At 41.7% G+C, this 17,674-nt stretch carries 14 protein-coding genes and 2 pseudogenes; 4 read left to right on the top strand and 12 right to left on the bottom strand.

Translation table 11 applies throughout. The annotated features are described in order from the left end of the window. The first annotated feature begins 27 nt into the window (after positions 1 to 27). A complete protein-coding gene (locus I8751_RS23475; protein WP_214441510.1) occupies positions 28 to 351 on the top strand; it encodes a 2Fe-2S iron-sulfur cluster-binding protein in 324 nt (107 codons plus the stop codon). Positions 352 to 485: 134 nt separating this feature from the next. Beyond that, positions 486 to 1,772, top strand: coding sequence for an APC family permease (locus tag I8751_RS23470; protein WP_214441509.1), 1,287 nt, complete (start codon positions 486 to 488; stop codon positions 1,770 to 1,772). A gap of 144 nt (positions 1,773 to 1,916) precedes the next feature. Here I8751_RS23470 and hemH read toward each other — a convergent pair whose 3' ends face one another. Next, entirely contained in the window at positions 1,917 to 3,083 is a 1,167-nt protein-coding gene (gene hemH, locus I8751_RS23465) for a ferrochelatase (RefSeq protein ID WP_214441508.1), read from the bottom strand. Positions 3,084 to 3,218: 135 nt separating this feature from the next. Here hemH and I8751_RS29840 point away from each other — a divergent pair. Next, positions 3,219 to 3,360, top strand: a pseudogene (locus tag I8751_RS29840) (SAM-dependent methyltransferase); the annotation flags it as partial. 457 nt (positions 3,361 to 3,817) lie between these two features. On the opposite strand, the gene I8751_RS23460 reads toward I8751_RS29840, so the two are convergent. The 4 genes and pseudogenes from I8751_RS23460 to sbcC all read right to left on the bottom strand — a co-directional run bounded on the left by I8751_RS23460 (position 3,818) and on the right by sbcC (position 9,406). Then, positions 3,818 to 4,930 (bottom strand): glutamate--cysteine ligase, encoded by a 1,113-nt coding sequence (locus I8751_RS23460; RefSeq protein ID WP_214441507.1) that lies wholly within the window; start codon positions 4,928 to 4,930, stop codon positions 3,818 to 3,820. Positions 4,931 to 5,653: 723 nt separating this feature from the next. Then, positions 5,654 to 5,800: pseudogene (locus tag I8751_RS30515) on the bottom strand (IS630 family transposase); the annotation flags it as partial. A 53-nt stretch (positions 5,801 to 5,853) separates the two neighbouring features. Beyond that, entirely contained in the window at positions 5,854 to 6,078 is a 225-nt protein-coding gene (locus I8751_RS23450) for a helix-turn-helix domain-containing protein (RefSeq protein ID WP_214441506.1), read from the bottom strand. Positions 6,079 to 6,379: 301 nt separating this feature from the next. Next, on the bottom strand, positions 6,380 to 9,406 hold the full coding sequence (gene sbcC / locus I8751_RS23445; RefSeq protein WP_214441505.1) for an exonuclease subunit SbcC: 3,027 nt from the start codon (positions 9,404 to 9,406) through the stop codon (positions 6,380 to 6,382). Positions 9,407 to 9,829: 423 nt separating this feature from the next. On the opposite strand from sbcC, the gene I8751_RS23440 reads away from it, so the two are divergent. Next, positions 9,830 to 10,114: a DUF427 domain-containing protein gene (locus I8751_RS23440; protein ID WP_214441504.1), complete on the top strand. Its 285-nt coding sequence runs from the start codon at positions 9,830 to 9,832 to the stop codon at positions 10,112 to 10,114. 176 nt (positions 10,115 to 10,290) lie between these two features. Here I8751_RS23440 and I8751_RS23435 read toward each other — a convergent pair whose 3' ends face one another. The 7 genes from I8751_RS23435 to psbD all read right to left on the bottom strand — a co-directional run. Further along, positions 10,291 to 11,163, bottom strand: a complete 873-nt coding sequence (locus I8751_RS23435) for a 6-carboxytetrahydropterin synthase (RefSeq protein WP_214441503.1) — start codon at positions 11,161 to 11,163, stop codon at positions 10,291 to 10,293. 108 nt (positions 11,164 to 11,271) lie between these two features. Further along, a complete protein-coding gene (locus I8751_RS23430) occupies positions 11,272 to 11,976 on the bottom strand; it encodes a J domain-containing protein (RefSeq protein ID WP_214441502.1) in 705 nt (234 codons plus the stop codon). 15 nt (positions 11,977 to 11,991) lie between these two features. After that, entirely contained in the window at positions 11,992 to 12,954 is a 963-nt protein-coding gene (cysK, locus tag I8751_RS23425) for a cysteine synthase A (RefSeq protein ID WP_214441501.1), read from the bottom strand. Between the two features lie 73 nt (positions 12,955 to 13,027). Next, positions 13,028 to 13,465 (bottom strand): RrF2 family transcriptional regulator, encoded by a 438-nt coding sequence (locus I8751_RS23420; protein WP_214441500.1) that lies wholly within the window; start codon positions 13,463 to 13,465, stop codon positions 13,028 to 13,030. Between the two features lie 239 nt (positions 13,466 to 13,704). Then, a complete protein-coding gene (locus I8751_RS23415) occupies positions 13,705 to 15,447 on the bottom strand; it encodes an iron uptake porin (protein WP_214441499.1) in 1,743 nt (580 codons plus the stop codon). Positions 15,448 to 15,825: 378 nt separating this feature from the next. Continuing rightward, complete coding sequence (locus I8751_RS23410) at positions 15,826 to 16,107, bottom strand: 4a-hydroxytetrahydrobiopterin dehydratase (RefSeq protein ID WP_214441498.1); 282 nt, start codon at positions 16,105 to 16,107, stop codon at positions 15,826 to 15,828. 613 nt (positions 16,108 to 16,720) lie between these two features. Further along, positions 16,721 to 17,674 (bottom strand): photosystem II D2 protein (photosystem q(a) protein) (psbD, locus tag I8751_RS23405; protein ID WP_214441497.1); only part of this gene is annotated, 954 nt, incomplete at its 5' end.

Here is a 17,674-nt window from a genome sequence, read left to right as displayed (position 1 = left end):
GAGCGTCATTACGAACTACGAATTAGCATGACAGTTTACCAAGTTCGACTCATGAATCCAGGAACAGGATTAGATCGTACTATTCCAGTACCAGATGATCAATATATCCTCGATATAGCCGAAGAAACTGGTATTCGCTTACCATCTGGGTGCAAACAAGGTGAATGTTCCGCCTGTATTGCCAAACTTGTCGATGGTGAAGTTAATCAAAGTGAGCAAAAATTTCTGCGTCCAGATGAAATCAAAGCTGGTTATGTTGTGACTTGTGTCACTTACCCTTTATCTGATTGCACTTTAGAAACTCATCAAGAACAAGTTTTATATAAATCAGCGCTTTATTATCAGCAGTAACTGAATGCAGACCATTTATTGACTTGGAGATATACAGGAAAATATCATTCAGATTTAACCAACATTCAAATCTTGTAATGGTATCTTCAGCAATGAAACCTACATCTTCATCATCTAAAACAAGGAGATAAAAGATGTCCGCTACCAACTCACCACCCCAACTGCAAAGAGAGTTAGGGGTTTTTGGTGCCACTTTGATGGGATTGGGTTCAATTATCGGTACGGGTGTATTTGTCAGTATTGGTATTGCTACAGGCATTGCCGGGCCTGCGGTAATTGTAGCAGTGGCAATTGGTGCGATCGTTGCTACCTGCAATGGACTCAATAGCGCTCAGTTGGCAGCTAACCATGCTGTAAGTGGTGGTACTTATGAATATGGTTATAAATATCTCACCCCTGCATTAGGCTTTACAGCAGGTTGGATGTTTTTGGTAGCAAAGACTGCTTCTGCCGCCACCGCCGCTTTGGGTTTTGCTGGTTATTTACTAAACATTTTAGGGTTAAGTGCTAGTTGGGTTATTCCTACAGCTCTCTTAGCTGTGGTGATAATGACGGTGATTGTATTGAACGGTATTCGACGCTCTAATGTTGTCAATACAGTGATTGTTTCGGTAACACTGCTGTCTTTAGGATTTTTTATCGTTGTTTGCCTACCCCGTGCTACTGTAGTGGGCATCGAAAATTTGACACCTTTTTTTACCACTTCCCCCGGAGCAGTACTTCAGGCAAGCGCCTTGATGTTTGTTGCCTATACAGGCTATGGTCGCATTGCCACAATGGGGGAAGAAGCACGTTCCCCAAGAAAGACGATTCCTCAAGCAATGATCGTCTGTCTACTGCTGACAATGTTACTTTACATGACAGTGGCGACGGTTGGTATTGGAGCTGTGGGGGTGGATGTTTTGGGTAATGCTACAGGACAGACAAAGGCAGCCCCCTTAGAAGTAGCAGTCCGTAGCATTGCAGGTTCAGGTGCGGCTTTTATCTTAGCTATTGGTGCGATGACAGCAATGTTGGGTGTGCTGTTGAATTTGATTTTGGGGTTATCTCGTGTATTACTAGCAATGGGACGGCGCTCAGATGCTCCCAGATTTTTAGCACGACTTAATCAACAACAGACAGCCCCATACTGGGCTGTGATTGTGGTAGGAGGAGCGATCGCCTTGTTGGTATTATTAGGCAATGTCAAAACCACATGGTCTTTTAGTGCCTTCAGTGTTTTGATTTACTATGCAGTGACTAATTTAGCTGCCTTAAAACTTACCCCATCTGAGCGACTCTATCCTGTGTGGGTAGGTTGGATAGGTCTTGTGTCTTGCTTATTCTTGGCTTTCTGGGTGGAATCTGCTATCTGGCAAGTAGGTTTAGGATTAATTGTTGCTGGATTAATTTGGCACAAGGTGCGGCGGACAATGGCATAAACAAGGGAAAAGGGAGCAGGGGAGCAGGGTAGCAGAGGAGCAAGAAGAGGGGGTAAAAGGTTAAAGGATGAAGAAACAAACCCTTTAACTCTTAACTATTGCCCCATGCCCCATGCCCACTTGCCCTATGCCCAAAAAACTTTTTTACTGCAAAAGCCCAATCATGTGTAGTAAACCATGACCAGTAACTAGCTCGATAATTAAGGCAATGAAGCCTAACATAGCAATCCGACCATTCCAAACTTCAGCGCTAGTAGTCAAACCCCACTCCCAACGCTCTTGGGGGTACATTTTGACCCTTTTCTTCATTTGGGCGGCCTGCGAAAGCTTGAAACTAGGGTTTTTCAGTGCATCAATTACCAAGTCTGCTAATGCTTGAATAAATACTGGATGGGTATTAGGAGCAGGCACACGGCGGAAGTTGTCAATTCCTGATTCTTCTGCTACTTCCCGATATTCAATATCAATTTCTTGTAGTGTCTCAATATGTTCTGAAACAAAACTGATAGGCACGACTACCAAATCTTTTACTCCTTGCGCGCCTAGTTCTTTAAGGGCATCCTCAGTATAGGGTTGCAGCCATTCTACTGGGCCGACTCGACTTTGGTAAGCTAAGGTGTGGGTATTAGGTCGATTGAGGGTCTGCATAATCAAAGCAGTACAATCCTCAATTTCTTGCTGGTAAGGATCACCTGCTTCTTCAACGTAGCTTTTAGGAACACCGTGGGCACTGAAGAATATATGAACTTGATCGGGATTAGGAAACTGTTCGAGTTCTTGAGCTATGAGTTCTGCCATAGCTTGGAGATAGCTTGGTTGTTTGTACCAAGAGGGAATAACGGTATAGTCAAGGCGCTGAAGTTTTGGATCTTCTTGCCAAAGTTTTTCTAAAAGCCGGAAACTAGAACCACTAGTACTGATGGAAAATTGGGGATAGAGTGGCAAAATCACCAAGCGCTCAATGTTATCTTGAGTAAGCATAGCGATCGCTTCTTCAGTATACGGATGCCAATAACGCATTCCTACGTAGATATTGGCTTCTTGCCCCAAATTGCCTAACTTCTCTTTTAAGGCTTCCCCTTGAGCCTCAGTGATTCGCCGCAAAGGCGAACCGCCGCCGATTTGCTTATAGTTTGCTTGAGATGTTCTGGTTCGTCGTGAGGCAATAAACCAGGCTAGGGGTTTTTGCAACCAGCGAAATGGTAGGCGAATGATTTCCGGATCTGAAAATAGGTTATACAAAAACGGCCCGACATCCTCTAGCTTGTCAGGTCCACCGAGATTGAGTAATAAGACGCCTACACGACCCATAGCAGTTACTTTCCCCCAATCTTTTCAGGTTTTTTACTAATGTTAACAATATATCTTTATTAAATATAAAGCTTAATAGTCAGGAAAGATTCAATGGTAACAATTTTAAGGGATTGGAACTACCGTTATTAATGGCTGTATGATGTTACTTCGCGGTTAGCAGCTGTAAGCATAGGTGGTAAAGCCCGTTTTCGGCAACTTGTCTTACAAAACTTAACAATTTACTCAGATACTTTAGGTTTTAGATTTATGTTGCGATAGTGGTCAGTCTCTGCAAGCTAGAGAATCACTTTTAAGTAGCTGAGAGCGATCGCTTATGTATAATTTTCTGAAACAGACGATAGACTGTTGTTAATCAAAGCATAATCAAGACTTTTTGGGCTTTTGTGGTGGCTATATATCGTTCTTCCATCACTCTCATAAGAGAATAATACAAAGTATCACAAACTGTTTGCTGGACTATGTTTGAGGCTAGAGTTGCATCAGAAACGATAAAATTGGTTGACGATTACTGTGAATGGTATAGAAAATTATTCCCAGAAGTGAGAAGTTTTGAGGCATTTAAATATCTACACATTTTTGTTAACCACAGCATTTTCGATTTTATTGCTGATTATACTCTCCCCGTGGTAACAAAAGAGGGATATATCAAAAAGTATATAGATTATGACATTTGGATAGCGTGAATATATATCATGAATATGAATTTTTTACCTCCTAACTCCTGCTTATTGTTATATTTTTGAGACTTGGTAAGTTTGCTTTAGCGTCTCTTCTATAGAACCTACACTTTCAAATATTTTTATGAGTTCATGAGATTTTGTTTTTCGCTTTGCCAATAAATTTTTTAGTGGTATTAATAAATGACAGTCAGAATCATCCTTTAAGGCAGTTTCAACTGCTTGTAAAACTTTTGTGGCATTTGCAAAAATATTTTCGTTACCAAAGCCTTCTTTTGCTGAAAGCTGGTGTAAATCTGCATCAGGTATAGTCGCTCTACCCAGTAAGGTTTGATCTAAAATCAGACCTTTTAATAATGCTAGTAATGCTGCATATATTAAAAAATCGTCACAACTATCACAAGCCTTAAATTCGATACGACCCACTTCAGCAGGAAGGCGGGCAGTTTTTGTTAACGAAGGGACGCTATTGATTAATTGTTCTTGTGTTTGGACAAAAACTAGGGCGGCTGATCTTTTTCCTGTTCTGATAAATGTCCTGACTGATAGCCCATTCCATAAACTACCGTTATAAAAGGGAGAACTATAACTAAAAGGCACAATATAAGGACTGTAATAAGTTAGCTTTTTACCGATATCAATTACATTTTTAATTGGCAAGTCTGCCACTGAAATATTTAAATCTGGGCCGTATGTCACCATATAAATATTAGCAGTTTGTTCGTCTGGATAAGCCTGTAGCTGTTTCAGTTCATAATCATTTAATGGCGGTTGAGGTTGGAAAACTGTCTTGTAAGGATTAAAACTAGTTAAAACTGGCGAAAAACCAAATTCAGTGGCAATTTCACACAATAAACGAAAACTTTCAGATAATTCATTAATAGCATTTTGAATATTAGAATGTATAGTTGTTCTGATTTCGATTCCTTTGGAAACACAATCAATGACTTTATCAGAATCAGCAAATCTCTCAAATCCCTCAATATACCATCTCTTCATTCTAATGCCAGCGTCACCAACTCGTAGTTGCAAATAATCATCAGGATATGTAGGTAGTCTATCCACAATTTGATTGAAATCAGCAAACTTGGTGCAGGAAAAATCAGCAAATTTCCCTTCTTTATTTAAGAAAGCAACTTCGTGTTCAATACCAAAAAAAAATTGCATATATACCTTAATGACTTATATAAACCTAATCTAGAAAAGGATAATTGAATCTTGTGGATATTAATTGAGCTAAATGCGTACCTACTGGTTGAAAATGATACCTCATAAATAATAAGTATCTGAAATACTTTTGCAATAGTGAATTAAAATCATCCTAGATAATTTGAGGCTTACTGCAATAATATTCTGCTGTCCGAAGCTTGTAAACCCTTATCTAGGAGGGAATTAGTCATGTCTCCACTACCTACTATACAGATTAACTCCTTTCCTCAATTTAAGTATAAAAATTCTCAAGACTCATCTTAAATGGATTTTACCTCAAGACGGACTATTGCGGATTTAGAAATTTGCATTGCTGAGCGTTAAGTGTAAATGAGCCTCACCTAAAGCCACAGTAAGAATTTGAGAACCGACGCTCATACGTCGCTACCGCTACGCTAACTCACTATTACAGAACGGCGGAAATAAACTACCTGAAATGTCTAAAATCCTTATAGAAAAGTAATTACGAGTTACGCGTAACGTACTAGTGGTCTGTCCCATTAATTTTGAAGGGTTAGATAAATCTTTGAAAGCTTAACTCTTGCATCTTCTGTACGAAAACGCCAATCTACACAAACCTGATTAAGATTGCGATCGCATTCCCAAATTGAAACCTCTTGTTCTAAAGTTTCAATATTGGGAATTCTTCGTTGAAGGCATTGACGGACAAGTACAGACAATTCAGATCGTTTTTTTTAATATCCTACCAACTGTACTTTTGCTCAAGCTATCAACTATTTCCAGACTCACAAGTTGGTTTGCTAACATTCTTAAAGTCCAACGTGTACTCCCAGCAGGTGCATCACTACAAGTTGTTGCTATTAAATATGCTTCGCCATAATTAGTTAACTTCTGTGGCTTTCCTGAACGCTTTTTCTCTGTTAATGTCGCTCTAAATTTTCACAACAGAACTGTTTACGAGGCTCCACTGTTGCTACTGATATGTGTAACGTTTCTGCTATTATCTCATCCGTCTTACCATCCGCAGCCATTAATAATCTATGTGCGCGACGAATTTCTCTGGCTTTTGCTGAACCCTTTTTGACTAGAGCCAGTAGTTCTTGTTTCTGTTCTGGGCTGAGATTAATTTGATACTTCTTGTTCATACACCCTGCTTCTAAGCGCGATCGCCTGTCACACCAATTCGCAATTGTGAATGACTACTGACAATTTTTATCTCTGCGGTGTAATTTGCACTTTCTGCAATATGAGTTATTACAAGATGTGATGCTTATTAGAATCCCCGTCGATACAGTATGACCCGGTGGACAGTGGCATCTTAACATCAACATCAAACGAATAACAAAAACCGGATAATTCTCTAATTGCCCTCAAATATAGTAAATTGCGTTGTTCTTGAGTTTATACACCTTCAGCCACAACTGTAAGATTAAGACTATGTATAGATTAAATTAGCAAATGTAACTGTGAACCTTGCTGGGTTTTATTCACCTCAATGCGGGCTTGAAAAGCTTCCTTGAGGTGAGGCATGTGGGTGACAGTGAGGATACAGGCGAAATCACAGGCGATCGCATTTATGGCAGCAATCAGGCGATCGCATCCTTCGGCGTCCTGCGTACCAAAACCCTCATCTATAATCAATAATTGCAATGCTGCTCCTGCCCTTTGTGCCAATAATTTCGCCAAAGCTAAACGGATGGCAAAATTAATTCTAAATGCTTCCCCGCCAGAGTAAGTCTCATAAGCTCGCGTTCCTCTAGCATCAGCAATTAAAATATCTAGGGTATCTATTAACTTGGCATTTTTTCTCTTGGAACTGCCACTGCGTCCAGCTTTTTGGGTAACAAATTGCACATGTAACTGGTTAGCGCTTAGGCGTGAAAGTAGTTGATTTGTCTCTGCTTCCAGTTGGGGCAACACATTCTCAATCATTAAAGCTTGGATGCCATTTTTACCGAAGGCTTGCGTTAATTCCTGATAAATTCGGTATTGTCGCTTGCAAGATTGTAGTTGCTGTTGTTGTTGCTCATACTGAATTTGCAGAGTTTCCAGTTGGTGAGCTAGTTGTTCTAAACGTCCCAACTTAGCTATTTGTTCATCGAGTTGCCGTCTGCGGGTTGCTAACTGCTGCTCTAATGCTTGAATTTGCTCAGTTGGATTGGCTGTTTGGGCTAGCTGTTGGGTAATGTTTTCGATTTGGGTGGCGAGTTGTTGTCGCTCATTTAATCTTGCACTCCTGGAAGCTTCTAAATCCTGCAATCTTTCCTGGAGTTGGGGATATTGCTGCTGGGCTGACAACATTTGTTGATAGCGCAACTGCCAAGATTGAGCTTGGCGTACAGCTTGACGCAGGTTGTTATGCTGCTCTGAACTGTAGTTAATTTTACCAATATAACGCGTCAACTCAGTGATTTCTCTGGCACAGTCAGAGTCAATTTGTTCCTGCTGGATTCTAGTTTTTAATTGGGCAATATTAGCTTGTAATTCGGGTTTACGGGTGGCTATTTGGGTTTGTCGCTTAGTAGCATCTTTGATTTGGCCCTGTTTAATTTCTGCCCATCGCCAGCGCTCGACTTCACTACGAGCTAGAGCATGGTCTTGCTCATTGTAATTTAATTGTTGCAGATATTGATCTAGCTGTTGCAATTGAGCTTGTTTATCAGACGCATAATCACCGACTTGTAGCGATCGCTCCAAATGCTGCTTTTCCGCAGCCAGTTGTTGCAGTTGTTGTTCCGCATCACTTGTAGATTGTAGTTGTGCTGCTAATTGTCCCCTCTGTTCTCTCAGAGAATCATAAGCCGCCAATTTTTGGGATATTTCTCGATATTCCTGCCTCAACAACTGAATTTCTCGATCTGAAACTGCCATTTGTTCCCGAAATACCCACAATTGCCCTTCAGTATCTTGGTATTCAGCCTTAGTTTTTTCTGCTACACGATTCCAATGATGTTCGTCTAAAGGACGCTCGCATAAGGGACAAATAGCATCGGGGTTGCGAAGCATTTGCAGTTTTTGATCCAGTTCTCCCAATACTCTTTCATACTCTCGTTGTTGAGCTTGTAGACGTTCGATAAAGTGCCGTCTTTCTTGGCCTTTTTCCTGGACTCGTTGCAGATAAACCCGATCTTTTTCCATTTGATCAATCTGCATTCCCACTTCCATTACTGCTTGTTGCAGTTGTGGTTGGCGGCGTGATGAACTTTGCAGCTGGTTCTCTGTTGTTTGTAGCTGTTCTAGCCGTGCAACTAAACCAGCATGAACCCTATCGATTTGGCTTTGTAAATTTTGCCGCTGTTGTAATAAGGGACTAACTTGCATTTGCAATTCATCCAAATGAGCCACACGGCGACGCGCTACAGCAACTTGTGCTAAAGCAGTTTCCACCTCACTTGATTTACTGAGAGTATGCTGAATTTCTTGCTCTTGTTGCTGCAATGCTTCTAGTTGTCCTTGGACTTGTTGCAGTTGGCGCTCAATTTCGTGAATTTGTTTGGTTAGCTGTTGTTGCTTTTGTTGACGCAACGCTGTAGCGCGGTTGTGTTCCTCAAATTTAGTGGCAAAAGCTTCTTCTTGAGATTGCAGATTTTGGTATTGAGTGTATCCGTTTTTAATTTCTGCTTCTTGATTTAATATGGCTTGTAAACCGGAAATTTGACTTTTAACTGCTGATTGCTCTTGTTGCAGGCGATCGCAATCTTGACTTAAATTCTGGTATTGTTGCCTAACAAAGCTCAGTTGTTCTACTTTTGTTTGGCGCTGGTGCTGGATAACTTGCAAACTTTGCAATTGGATATTATCAAAAGCTTGTACTTGTTGTAGTTGGTTAAGTTGGACTTCTAACTCTGCTCTTTGTGTCTGGGTGACATCACGTTGTTGCAGTTGAATTTTACTCGATTCCAAAGAACGTCCTAGTTCCTCAGCCCTAGCTTTAAATTGGCGCGACGATTCTTTAGCCCGTTCTTCTAAATCATCATATTGATTGAGTTTTAACAATTCTGCTAGAATTTCTTTGCGCTCGCTAGGGCGCTTGAGCATGAATTCATCTGCACGACCTTGACGCAAATAGGCAGAATTAATAAAAGTATCGTAATCCAACTTGATGTGTTCTAAAATCACATCCTGTGTTGCCCTTACCCCTTTGCCAGTCAGGGCGCGAAACCCAGAAGGTGTTTCTATTTGAAATTCTAGAACGCCACTAGCACCCCGCATTCTAGTGCGAATGACTCGATATTTTTGCTGATTACTTTGGAAAGTGAAATCAACTCGAACTTCTTTTGCACCAGAATGAATTACATCGTCTTCAGCAGCGGCGCGGCTTTCACCCCAAACGGCCCATGTCATTGCTTCGAGAAGAGACGATTTACCTGCACCATTAGAACCACAAATACAAGCCGTATGCAAACCGCGAAAATCTAAAGTTGCATCACGATAACTGAGAAAGTTTTTGAGGATAAGTTGTACTGGGATCATTGAGGCTATAGCGCCACATCTAAGTTTGATTAACTAAGCAGTACAGATGCACTCTTTGATAGTTTAGCTAGGTAAATATCAGTATTCTAGTCTTGAACGCCGCAATTTTACGAAAATTAACAATATTTTGAACCAATTTTTCACCTTAGGCAAATTATTTTGCCAATCTTCAGAGAAAAATTTAAATCTTATGGATGAGCGAACTTAAATTTCAAACATGCTTACAGCTTTTTAATGAATGCTTCGGCACTCATAGTAAATCTTTCCAGAGCTAAAGTCCCAGCGGCAAACTTGCATTTATTGCGGAGTAGTTAGAAACTGCTGGTCTCACCCATCAATAGTTTGAGGTTTCGAGAAACCCAAGGCTGAAAGCTGTAGAAGTGTCAAAATATTATGTGTGAACTTTATTTGCAATCTCAACTTATGCCGAAAGCTATTTGGAATGGAACTGTTTTAGCCGAGAGCGATAACACTGTAGTTGTGGAAGGCAATCATTATTTTCCATCTGATGCCATTAACAAGCAGTATTTCCAAGAAAGTAATACTCACACTACTTGTCCTTGGAAAGGTGTCGCTAGTTACTACAGTATCGAAGTTGATGGTCAAGTGAACAAAGATGCTGCTTGGTACTATCCCACCGCTAAGGAAAAAGCTAAGAATATTGAGGGTTACGTTGCCTTCTGGAAAGGTGTAAAGGTCGAGGCTTAAAAAAGTTAAAAATTATATAGGGGCCTTACCACATAAGGCCCCTATATGCATAACATATTCTGGCTCTGTGCCCCCAGCGCCTCTGCGGTTAAATAAATTATCTTAAACCACAGAGGCGCAGAGAGCGCAAAGAAACAACAAAAGAGTTTAGGAGTCACCACCTAGCGCAAAAAGCACTAAATACGCGCTAAAACTGGCTCGTGTTGTACTAAATTTGCGGTATTTGATTCTAAGTCTGTGCAGTAGATTTCGCAGGAGTTATTAGGACTTTCAATCAATTTTACTTTGTAAAGCTTAGCTCCCAATTCCTGGATAGGCGATCGCAGTAAATTACTAATGTAAAGCGCAATATTTTCAGCAGTAGGAACAACTTCGGCAAAGTAAGGAATGTCTTTATTTAAAAAGGTGTGATCGAACGGCTCTAATACATAATCTTCTATCACCTGGTTCAAAGCGCCCAAATCGACAATCATCCCAGTGCGCGGATCAATTTCTCCTTTGACGCTAACTTCTAAATGGTAGTTGTGACCATGACCGTTAGGACGAGCGCACTTACCGTAAATTTCAGAATTCTCTTCGTTACTAAGATGAGGATGAGCCAGCCGATGGGCGGCGCTAAAGTGAGTGCTAATAGTAAGATAGGCTTCCATACCGTTTCCCATATAATCTGCCCAAAGTTCAGGATGTTCAAATAACTGCACGCGGACTAAAGGCAAATGCGGTGCTAGCCGTTGCCAGATCACCTGTGCAATATTTTCAGTAGTAGGCAGAGTTTGTTGAAATTCTACCCAAACATCGTTGAGATAAGAAAAGTCTAATTGGCTTGTAACTTCGCGCTTGATTACCTGTTTTACATCAGACAAGTTCAGCACCATGCCATATTTATCTAATTCTCCAGCTAGAGAGATAAATAATACATAATTATGCCCATGTCCGGGAAATTTAGAGCAAGCACCAAATTTTTCAATATTCTCAGCTTCACTCAGTTCTGGCAACCAATAGCGATGACTTGCCGAAAACTGAGCGCGGCGATTTACAATGCATTCCATGAGTACTCTGGAAACAGAATTTAAAATTTCTTAAACTTTCACTGTTTCCAGCATAAACTAATTTGTTTGTCAGTTGTTAGTTGTTAGTTGTCAGTTGTTAGTTGACTTTTAACTATTTACAGACACTTGTGCTTCGCAATGCAATCTTGTCGCGATGCGAAATAGTTCTTGCCCTGTGTGCAAATATCGCTCATCGTAGTTTAAAGGGAAGTAACCTAACTCGTCCAATCCATCTCCTACTTGATTGAGGCTGTAGTAAAGGTGAGCTGCTGTTCTAGCGAGACTTGGGGGATTTGGTCGAGAACGAAAAGTTACTTGAGCTTGTTTAAGTTCATCTCGACAAATTTGTAAGTACTCCTGAAATTCATCTAATAATTCATCGTCAAAGGGATCGGCTGCTAACTGCTCCATTTGTTCTTCTAGAGAATAGAGAATGCCACAAAGCAAGCGATTAACTGGTTGATAAACTAGACGCAGCCATTCTTCGACTTGCTCATCAGCATCCCGTCCCGTTTGTCGTCTTGCTTTGTAACGTTGTTGAGCCGCAGCTGTCCGCTGTTGGCGATCGCTATTTAATTTCTGGGAATCATCTCGCAATTGCTGATCATAACTGAGGCGGTTTTGATTGTCCCCTAAAACCTCGTATGCAGCATTAATCCGGATAATTTGCTCTTTATCAGATGTTTCTTGGTTGCTGTCAGGATGAAATAACTTAACCAAGCGGCGATAAGCTTGTTTAATCTCCGCTTGGCTCGCACTGGGACTAACTTTGAGGGTTTCGTAGTGGTTAAAATCTTGCTTAGAATCGACCATTCATCCAATTTATCGTTAGCTAATGCTAGCGGCGACCTTTGTTTCCAAGTCTTGGAACAACGGTGTACTCAAATACCTTTCTCCAAAACTAGGCTGAATCATGACAATTAAGCGTCCCTCGTTTTCTGGACGTTGGGCAACACGGATTGCAGCACATAAAGCTGCTCCACTAGAAATGCCAGATAATAGCCCTTCTTCTCTTGCCAAACGTCGACCATAAGCGATCGCTTCTTCGTCGGTGACAACAATTACTTCATCAATTAATTTGACTTGTAACACTTGAGGAATAAACCCAGCACCAATTCCTTGAATTTTGTGTGGCCCTGGTCGTCCCCCAGATAACACTGGGCTATTGGCTGGTTCAACTGCGATCGCCTGAAAGCTAGGCTTACGCGCTTTAATAACTTCTGCTACACCAGTGATCGTACCACCTGTGCCGACCCCTGCCACAATCATGTCTACCTGTCCATCGGTATCTTCCCAAATTTCTTCTGCTGTAGTTTCTCGATGCACTTTTGCATTCGCCGGATTGCGAAACTGCTGCAACATATAGGCATCTGGTGTACTGTCAACTATCTCCTGGGCCCGGCGAATTGCCCCACTCATGCCTTCAATTCCCGGTGTTAGTTCTAATTCAGCTCCATAAGCCCGCAACATTGCCCGGCGTTCCCCACTCATTGTCTCCGGCATTGTCAAAATCAACCGATAACCCTTAGCTGCTGCTGCCATTGCTAGGGCTATGCCTGTATTTCCAGAGGTAGGTTCTACCAATACCGTCTTTCTAGGAGTGATTAGTCCTTCTTCTTCGGCGGCATTAATCATGCTGATCCCAATCCGATCTTTAACTGAGGCAGAGGGGTTCATGCTTTCTAATTTCACGACAATTTGAGCCACACATCTTTCTTGTTGGGGGATGCGGTTTAACTGCACTAAGGGTGTACGACCAATAAGTTCTGTAATGTTACGAGCAATCCGCATAATTATTCCTTGGTTATTAGAGTTATGAAGTCAATAGTCAAAAACTTTTATGCTATTGACTATGGATTTTGGACTAAATGTAATACATGATATCCAACTGCTGGCGGGAATCTCGTTTTTCTCGCAATTCCTGAAGTGTATATTTTTGCAACACAGAGTTTGTTGCCTGACACGCTTCCCGCCAGATGTCTTCTATAACAGAACTATCTAAATTTTTAGGATTAACCTCATCCTCACAGGTTTGCATATCTGAGCCTTCTAAACATTCTAAAACTTGTAAAAGAGTAATCTTCCAAGGTTCTCGCGTTAAAAAATAGCCACCTTTTGACCCGCGTTGACTTTTGACTATACCACCACGCCTCAAGGTTGCTAGAAGCTGTTCTAAATAGCGATCGGGTATGTTTTGTTGTGCGGCAATTTGTCGAATTTGCATTGGTTCACCGCTTTCATGATGAGTCGCCATCTCTAGTAAGGCAAGAATTGCGTATTCAGATTTGCACGATAGTTCCACAAGCAGCAATTAAAGATGAAGGATAGATGATGAAGGCTGAAGAATTCAAGATGAATCATCAAGGCTAAGAAATCAAAATTTTCCCTACTTTATACTTCATCCTTCATACTTTCTTTAGTATACTCCGGTTCTCCACTGGAGTTTGCTGATTAACTCTACCAAAAACAAAAAACCCCGCCGTGAGGCGGGGAAAAATAGAGTTTCAGATTGTAGACAGATTTTCGATACTCTAGAAACCTCTAGAAGGTAAAGGTTGTTCTTAGGGTACCGATAATAGCGTCGTCGTTGTCGCTATTTTGATTAGGAGATGTCAAATAAATCACACCAGGAGTGATGGAAACGTTATCAGACACGCGATACTTGTAGAAGCCTTCAACTTGGTAAGGCACATCTCCACTGTTAGCGCCTCGATTTAAGGAGTAGGGTGCTGCACCAGCGAAAATACCTAACACGTTACCTCTTTTGCCAAAATCAGATAAAGCGACACCAGCACCGTAAGTCCAAGATTCAAAATCATCACCAGCGCCAGAACCTACAACATCAGTGTAGGATACGAAGCCACTAACAGAAAGTTTATCACTTGGTCTAAACGCCGCCGACAAACCGTAAGAATTGCTTGAAGATGCGTTTGGTAGAGTATTGGCTTGTTGAGTACCTACTACACCAACTGGAGTACCAGCTGCGTTAGTGAGATTCAAACCTGAGTCGAATAGATTACTACCTGCTCCCTTGTATCCGTGGACGTAGGTTGCAGCTAAAGCTAGGCGATCGCCAACACTAAAATTCAACTGACCTAAAGCAGCATAGTTACCGTTGAACACACCTTCGCCTGCACCAGGAGCATTGGCTTCATTAGCCAAATAACCCAAAGTGACTGAACTTGGTCTTAGAATACCGCCGCCTTGACCAAAAGGTATATTCAGCGCTAAACCAGCACCACCACCAATCCGATAGATGGGGTTTTCAGAAGAGAAGGCAGACAAAGCACCATTACCGCCGTCAGTTTTGTCGAAAAAGTAAGGGTTGTTGACCGCAGCATAATGGCTGTGACGACCACCAGCAGCAGCAAGATAAACTTGAGCTGGACCTATGGGAGCTTCGTAGGTCAACTTGTCTATCTCGACGTTGTTATTGCCGGTACTACCGATTTGAAAAGTTTGGGTGCCTTCAGCACTAGGAATGGTGTTACCAACGTTGTCTACGACATTAAATGCTTGTGCATTGCCAGCAGCCAAACGGGTGGTCAATAGGTCTCTACCAGTGAAACTGGTTTGCAAGCCTAAACGTACTCTGTTTTGGAAGACAGTATTGTTAACGTCGCCAGTGCTGTCGCCAAAAACGTCAGTAACAGCAAAAATAGCTTCACCAACTAATTTGGTAGTAGTGGAGAACTGATTCGCTTCCAATTCAGCAGTACGCGCTTCTAAAGAATCTACTCGACCGCGTAGGGTTGCTAGTTCTGCGGAAAATTCTTCTTGTAAACGCTGTAAGGTAGCCAAATCTTGCTTTGTCACCAAGTCAGCTGTTGCTGTAGCAATCAATTCATTAACCCGATCCAAACAGGCGTTTAAACCAGCGGCAAATTCATAACGGGTCAAAGCGCGATTACCGCGATAAGTACCATTTGGATACCCAGCAATACAACCGTAGCGTTCAACCAAGGACTGCAAGGCTTGGAATGCCCAATCGGTTGGTTGGACATCAGAAAACTGTGATACCGATGTGACTTGAGACAAAGAAGTACTTTCTTTGCCTTCGTCGCTGTAGCGATTAACTTGATCTATTACTTTGGCATCGTTAGCTGCTGGGGTTGCTTGAGCCAAAATTTCTGGGGTCAGAGCAAATTCCGTTACAGCTGGTGCTTCTGTTGTTGATACTTCTTTGGTGGTACTTGGAGCCGCAATTGCTGTTGCTGAAACTAACAATGTTGCTCCCAAGATTGCTGGGCTAACTACCAGGGCTTTCCACAATAGATTAGACATCTTTCCTTTTCTCCTCACACCTTGTATAGATAATTGTTTTCGCTGCACTTAACTTTCTCAAAGACGCGACATCTTTTTTAGAAAATCTATCGATGAGGTTATAGTTGCCACTATTACAATTTTAGTTTTTGCAAAGCTCATAAATGATCAATTTAATGTTAAAAATTGATGTAATTAACTTATGCAAAAACATAGCTTTATAGCATATCATTATAAGCTATTTGAAGTAGATGGCAACATCTGAGTGATCGGCTGATCAACTGTCACATGGAATCACTGATATATCTACAGTGGGAGTAAGGTTAAAACTTTTTGCAAGTTTTTATCCACATAGACTACTAAAAGTAAAGACACTTAGGGTTGATCCAATCCAGTTGGTTAGTTGATTTGTGAAATTACCGCGGCCATATCAAAGTCACTTTGCGTCAACCCACCTGCATCATGGCTTGTAAGTATGATCTTCACTTTGTTATAAGAAATCTCTATATCTGGATGATGTCCCTTTGATTCAGCAGGTTCCACGAGTTTGTTTACAAATTCAATTGCTGCAATAAAATCTTTAAATTTGCGGGTAGTCTGTAACTTAGATTCGTCAACTGTCCAACCTGACAGACCACTTGCCTGTGTTTGGATTTCTGCATCGCTCAATAGTTGTGCCATATCAAAAAATCCTTATTTAGTTACGTCTCGCTTTTTATAGATATTGGCAATGATTATCTCAACTAGGTCACTAGGAGGATAAGAAAAATGGTCTATCCTGTGAAGATACAAAATATCGATTTGTGTGAAAAAGATTTAGAGTGCGACACTTACTTTAAGTTGTCAACAATTAGCAATCTATTAATCAAAACTTACCCACAAAAACTATCCGCTCTGATTCGGATCAGCTGATCTAAATCAGAGCGGTCTAGCGGGTCTTCAGATTGCAACCAGACTGCCGGAAGGAACTTCTAGCTTAGCCTAGCTAATTGAGCTAACTTAGTATCTCAAGGATAACTAAGGCTAACTTTTAAAGAACAGCCCCGGCGCGCAGCCGGCTAACTGCAACCTGATGACCCACGCATTTACTACTTTCAATCATGGGCATCACCTCCTTATTGCCTAAGTGGTCTTAGTTTCAAAAGGGCAGAGCATTTAGCTCTGGGTTATTCACCTTGAAACAATATAACACAATTTATTTGTTATTAACTAAAAATAGAAAATCCTCCGCAAATTCGCGGAGGATTTCTGGAAAATAATCAATGATGAATCGATGAATTTTAATTCATCATGCTTATAGTGCGTTACCGCGAGGTAGAACCTCCTCAGGGAATATAAATTGTTCGTGAGGCTGATCTTGAGGAGCCATCCAAGCGCGGATACCCTCATTCAGCAAAATGTTTTTGGTATAGAAGGTTTCAAACTCTGGGTCTTCTGCCGCGCGCAATTCTTGTGACACGAAGTCATACGCCCGCAGGTTGAGTGCTAAACCAACAATCCCGATTGATGCCATCCACAAACCAGTGACGGGCACAAACAGCATAAAGAAGTGCAACCAACGCTTGTTGGAGAAAGCAATCCCGAAAATCTGTGACCAGAAACGGTTTGCTGTCACCATTGAGTAGGTTTCTTCGGCTTGGGTGGGATTGAAGGCGCGGAAGGTGTTAGAACCTTCGCCATCTTCAAATAGGGTGTTTTCTACTGTCGCTCCATGAATGGCACACAATAGCGCACCACCCAATACTCCTGCTACACCCATCATGTGGAAGGGGTTGAGTGTCCAGTTGTGGAAACCTTGTAGGAATAACAAGAAGCGGAAAATGGCTGCTACACCAAAGCTGGGTGCAAAGAACCAAGAAGATTGTCCCAAGGGATACATCAAAAAGACGCTGACGAATACCGCAATCGGGGCTGAAAATGCCAAAGCGTTGTAAGGACGAATCCCTACTAGGCGCGCAATTTCAAATTGCCGCAACATGAAGCCAATCAAAGCAAAGGCTCCGTGTAGCGCCACGAATGGCCACAAGCCACCCAGTTGGAACCAACGGGTGAGGTCGCCTTGTGCTTCTGGCCCCCACAGCAACAACAGGGAGTGTCCCATGCTGTCTGCTGGTGATGATACTGCTACTGTTAAAAAGTTACAGCCTTCTAAGTATGATGACGCTAACCCGTGGGTATACCAAGAGGTGACGAAGGTTGTACCGGTTAGCCAACCGCCTAGTGCCAGGAAGGCGCAAGGGAATAATAA

The sequence above is a fragment of the Atlanticothrix silvestris CENA357 genome (genome assembly GCF_016056295.1).
In the GTDB taxonomy this organism is placed as follows: domain Bacteria; phylum Cyanobacteriota; class Cyanobacteriia; order Cyanobacteriales; family Nostocaceae; genus Atlanticothrix; species Atlanticothrix silvestris.
Note: the sequence above shows the minus strand (reverse complement) of the source record. Positions and strands in the feature narration are given on the sequence as shown.

Coding starts and splice junctions, on each gene's coding strand:
- I8751_RS23475 (WP_214441510.1), top strand. CDS start 28: ATGACAGTTTACCAAGTTCGACTCATGAATCCAGGAACAGGATTAGAT.
- I8751_RS23470 (WP_214441509.1), top strand. CDS start 486: ATGTCCGCTACCAACTCACCACCCCAACTGCAAAGAGAGTTAGGGGTT.
- hemH (WP_214441508.1), bottom strand. CDS start 3,083: ATGGGTCGTGTAGGCGTCTTATTACTCAATCTCGGTGGACCTGACAAG.
- I8751_RS23460 (WP_214441507.1), bottom strand. CDS start 4,930: ATGCAATTTTTTTTTGGTATTGAACACGAAGTTGCTTTCTTAAATAAA.
- I8751_RS23450 (WP_214441506.1), bottom strand. CDS start 6,078: ATGAACAAGAAGTATCAAATTAATCTCAGCCCAGAACAGAAACAAGAA.
- sbcC (WP_214441505.1), bottom strand. CDS start 9,406: ATGATCCCAGTACAACTTATCCTCAAAAACTTTCTCAGTTATCGTGAT.
- I8751_RS23440 (WP_214441504.1), top strand. CDS start 9,830: ATGCCGAAAGCTATTTGGAATGGAACTGTTTTAGCCGAGAGCGATAAC.
- I8751_RS23435 (WP_214441503.1), bottom strand. CDS start 11,163: ATGGAATGCATTGTAAATCGCCGCGCTCAGTTTTCGGCAAGTCATCGC.
- I8751_RS23430 (WP_214441502.1), bottom strand. CDS start 11,976: ATGGTCGATTCTAAGCAAGATTTTAACCACTACGAAACCCTCAAAGTT.
- cysK (WP_214441501.1), bottom strand. CDS start 12,954: ATGCGGATTGCTCGTAACATTACAGAACTTATTGGTCGTACACCCTTA.
- I8751_RS23415 (WP_214441499.1), bottom strand. CDS start 15,447: ATGTCTAATCTATTGTGGAAAGCCCTGGTAGTTAGCCCAGCAATCTTG.
- I8751_RS23410 (WP_214441498.1), bottom strand. CDS start 16,107: ATGGCACAACTATTGAGCGATGCAGAAATCCAAACACAGGCAAGTGGT.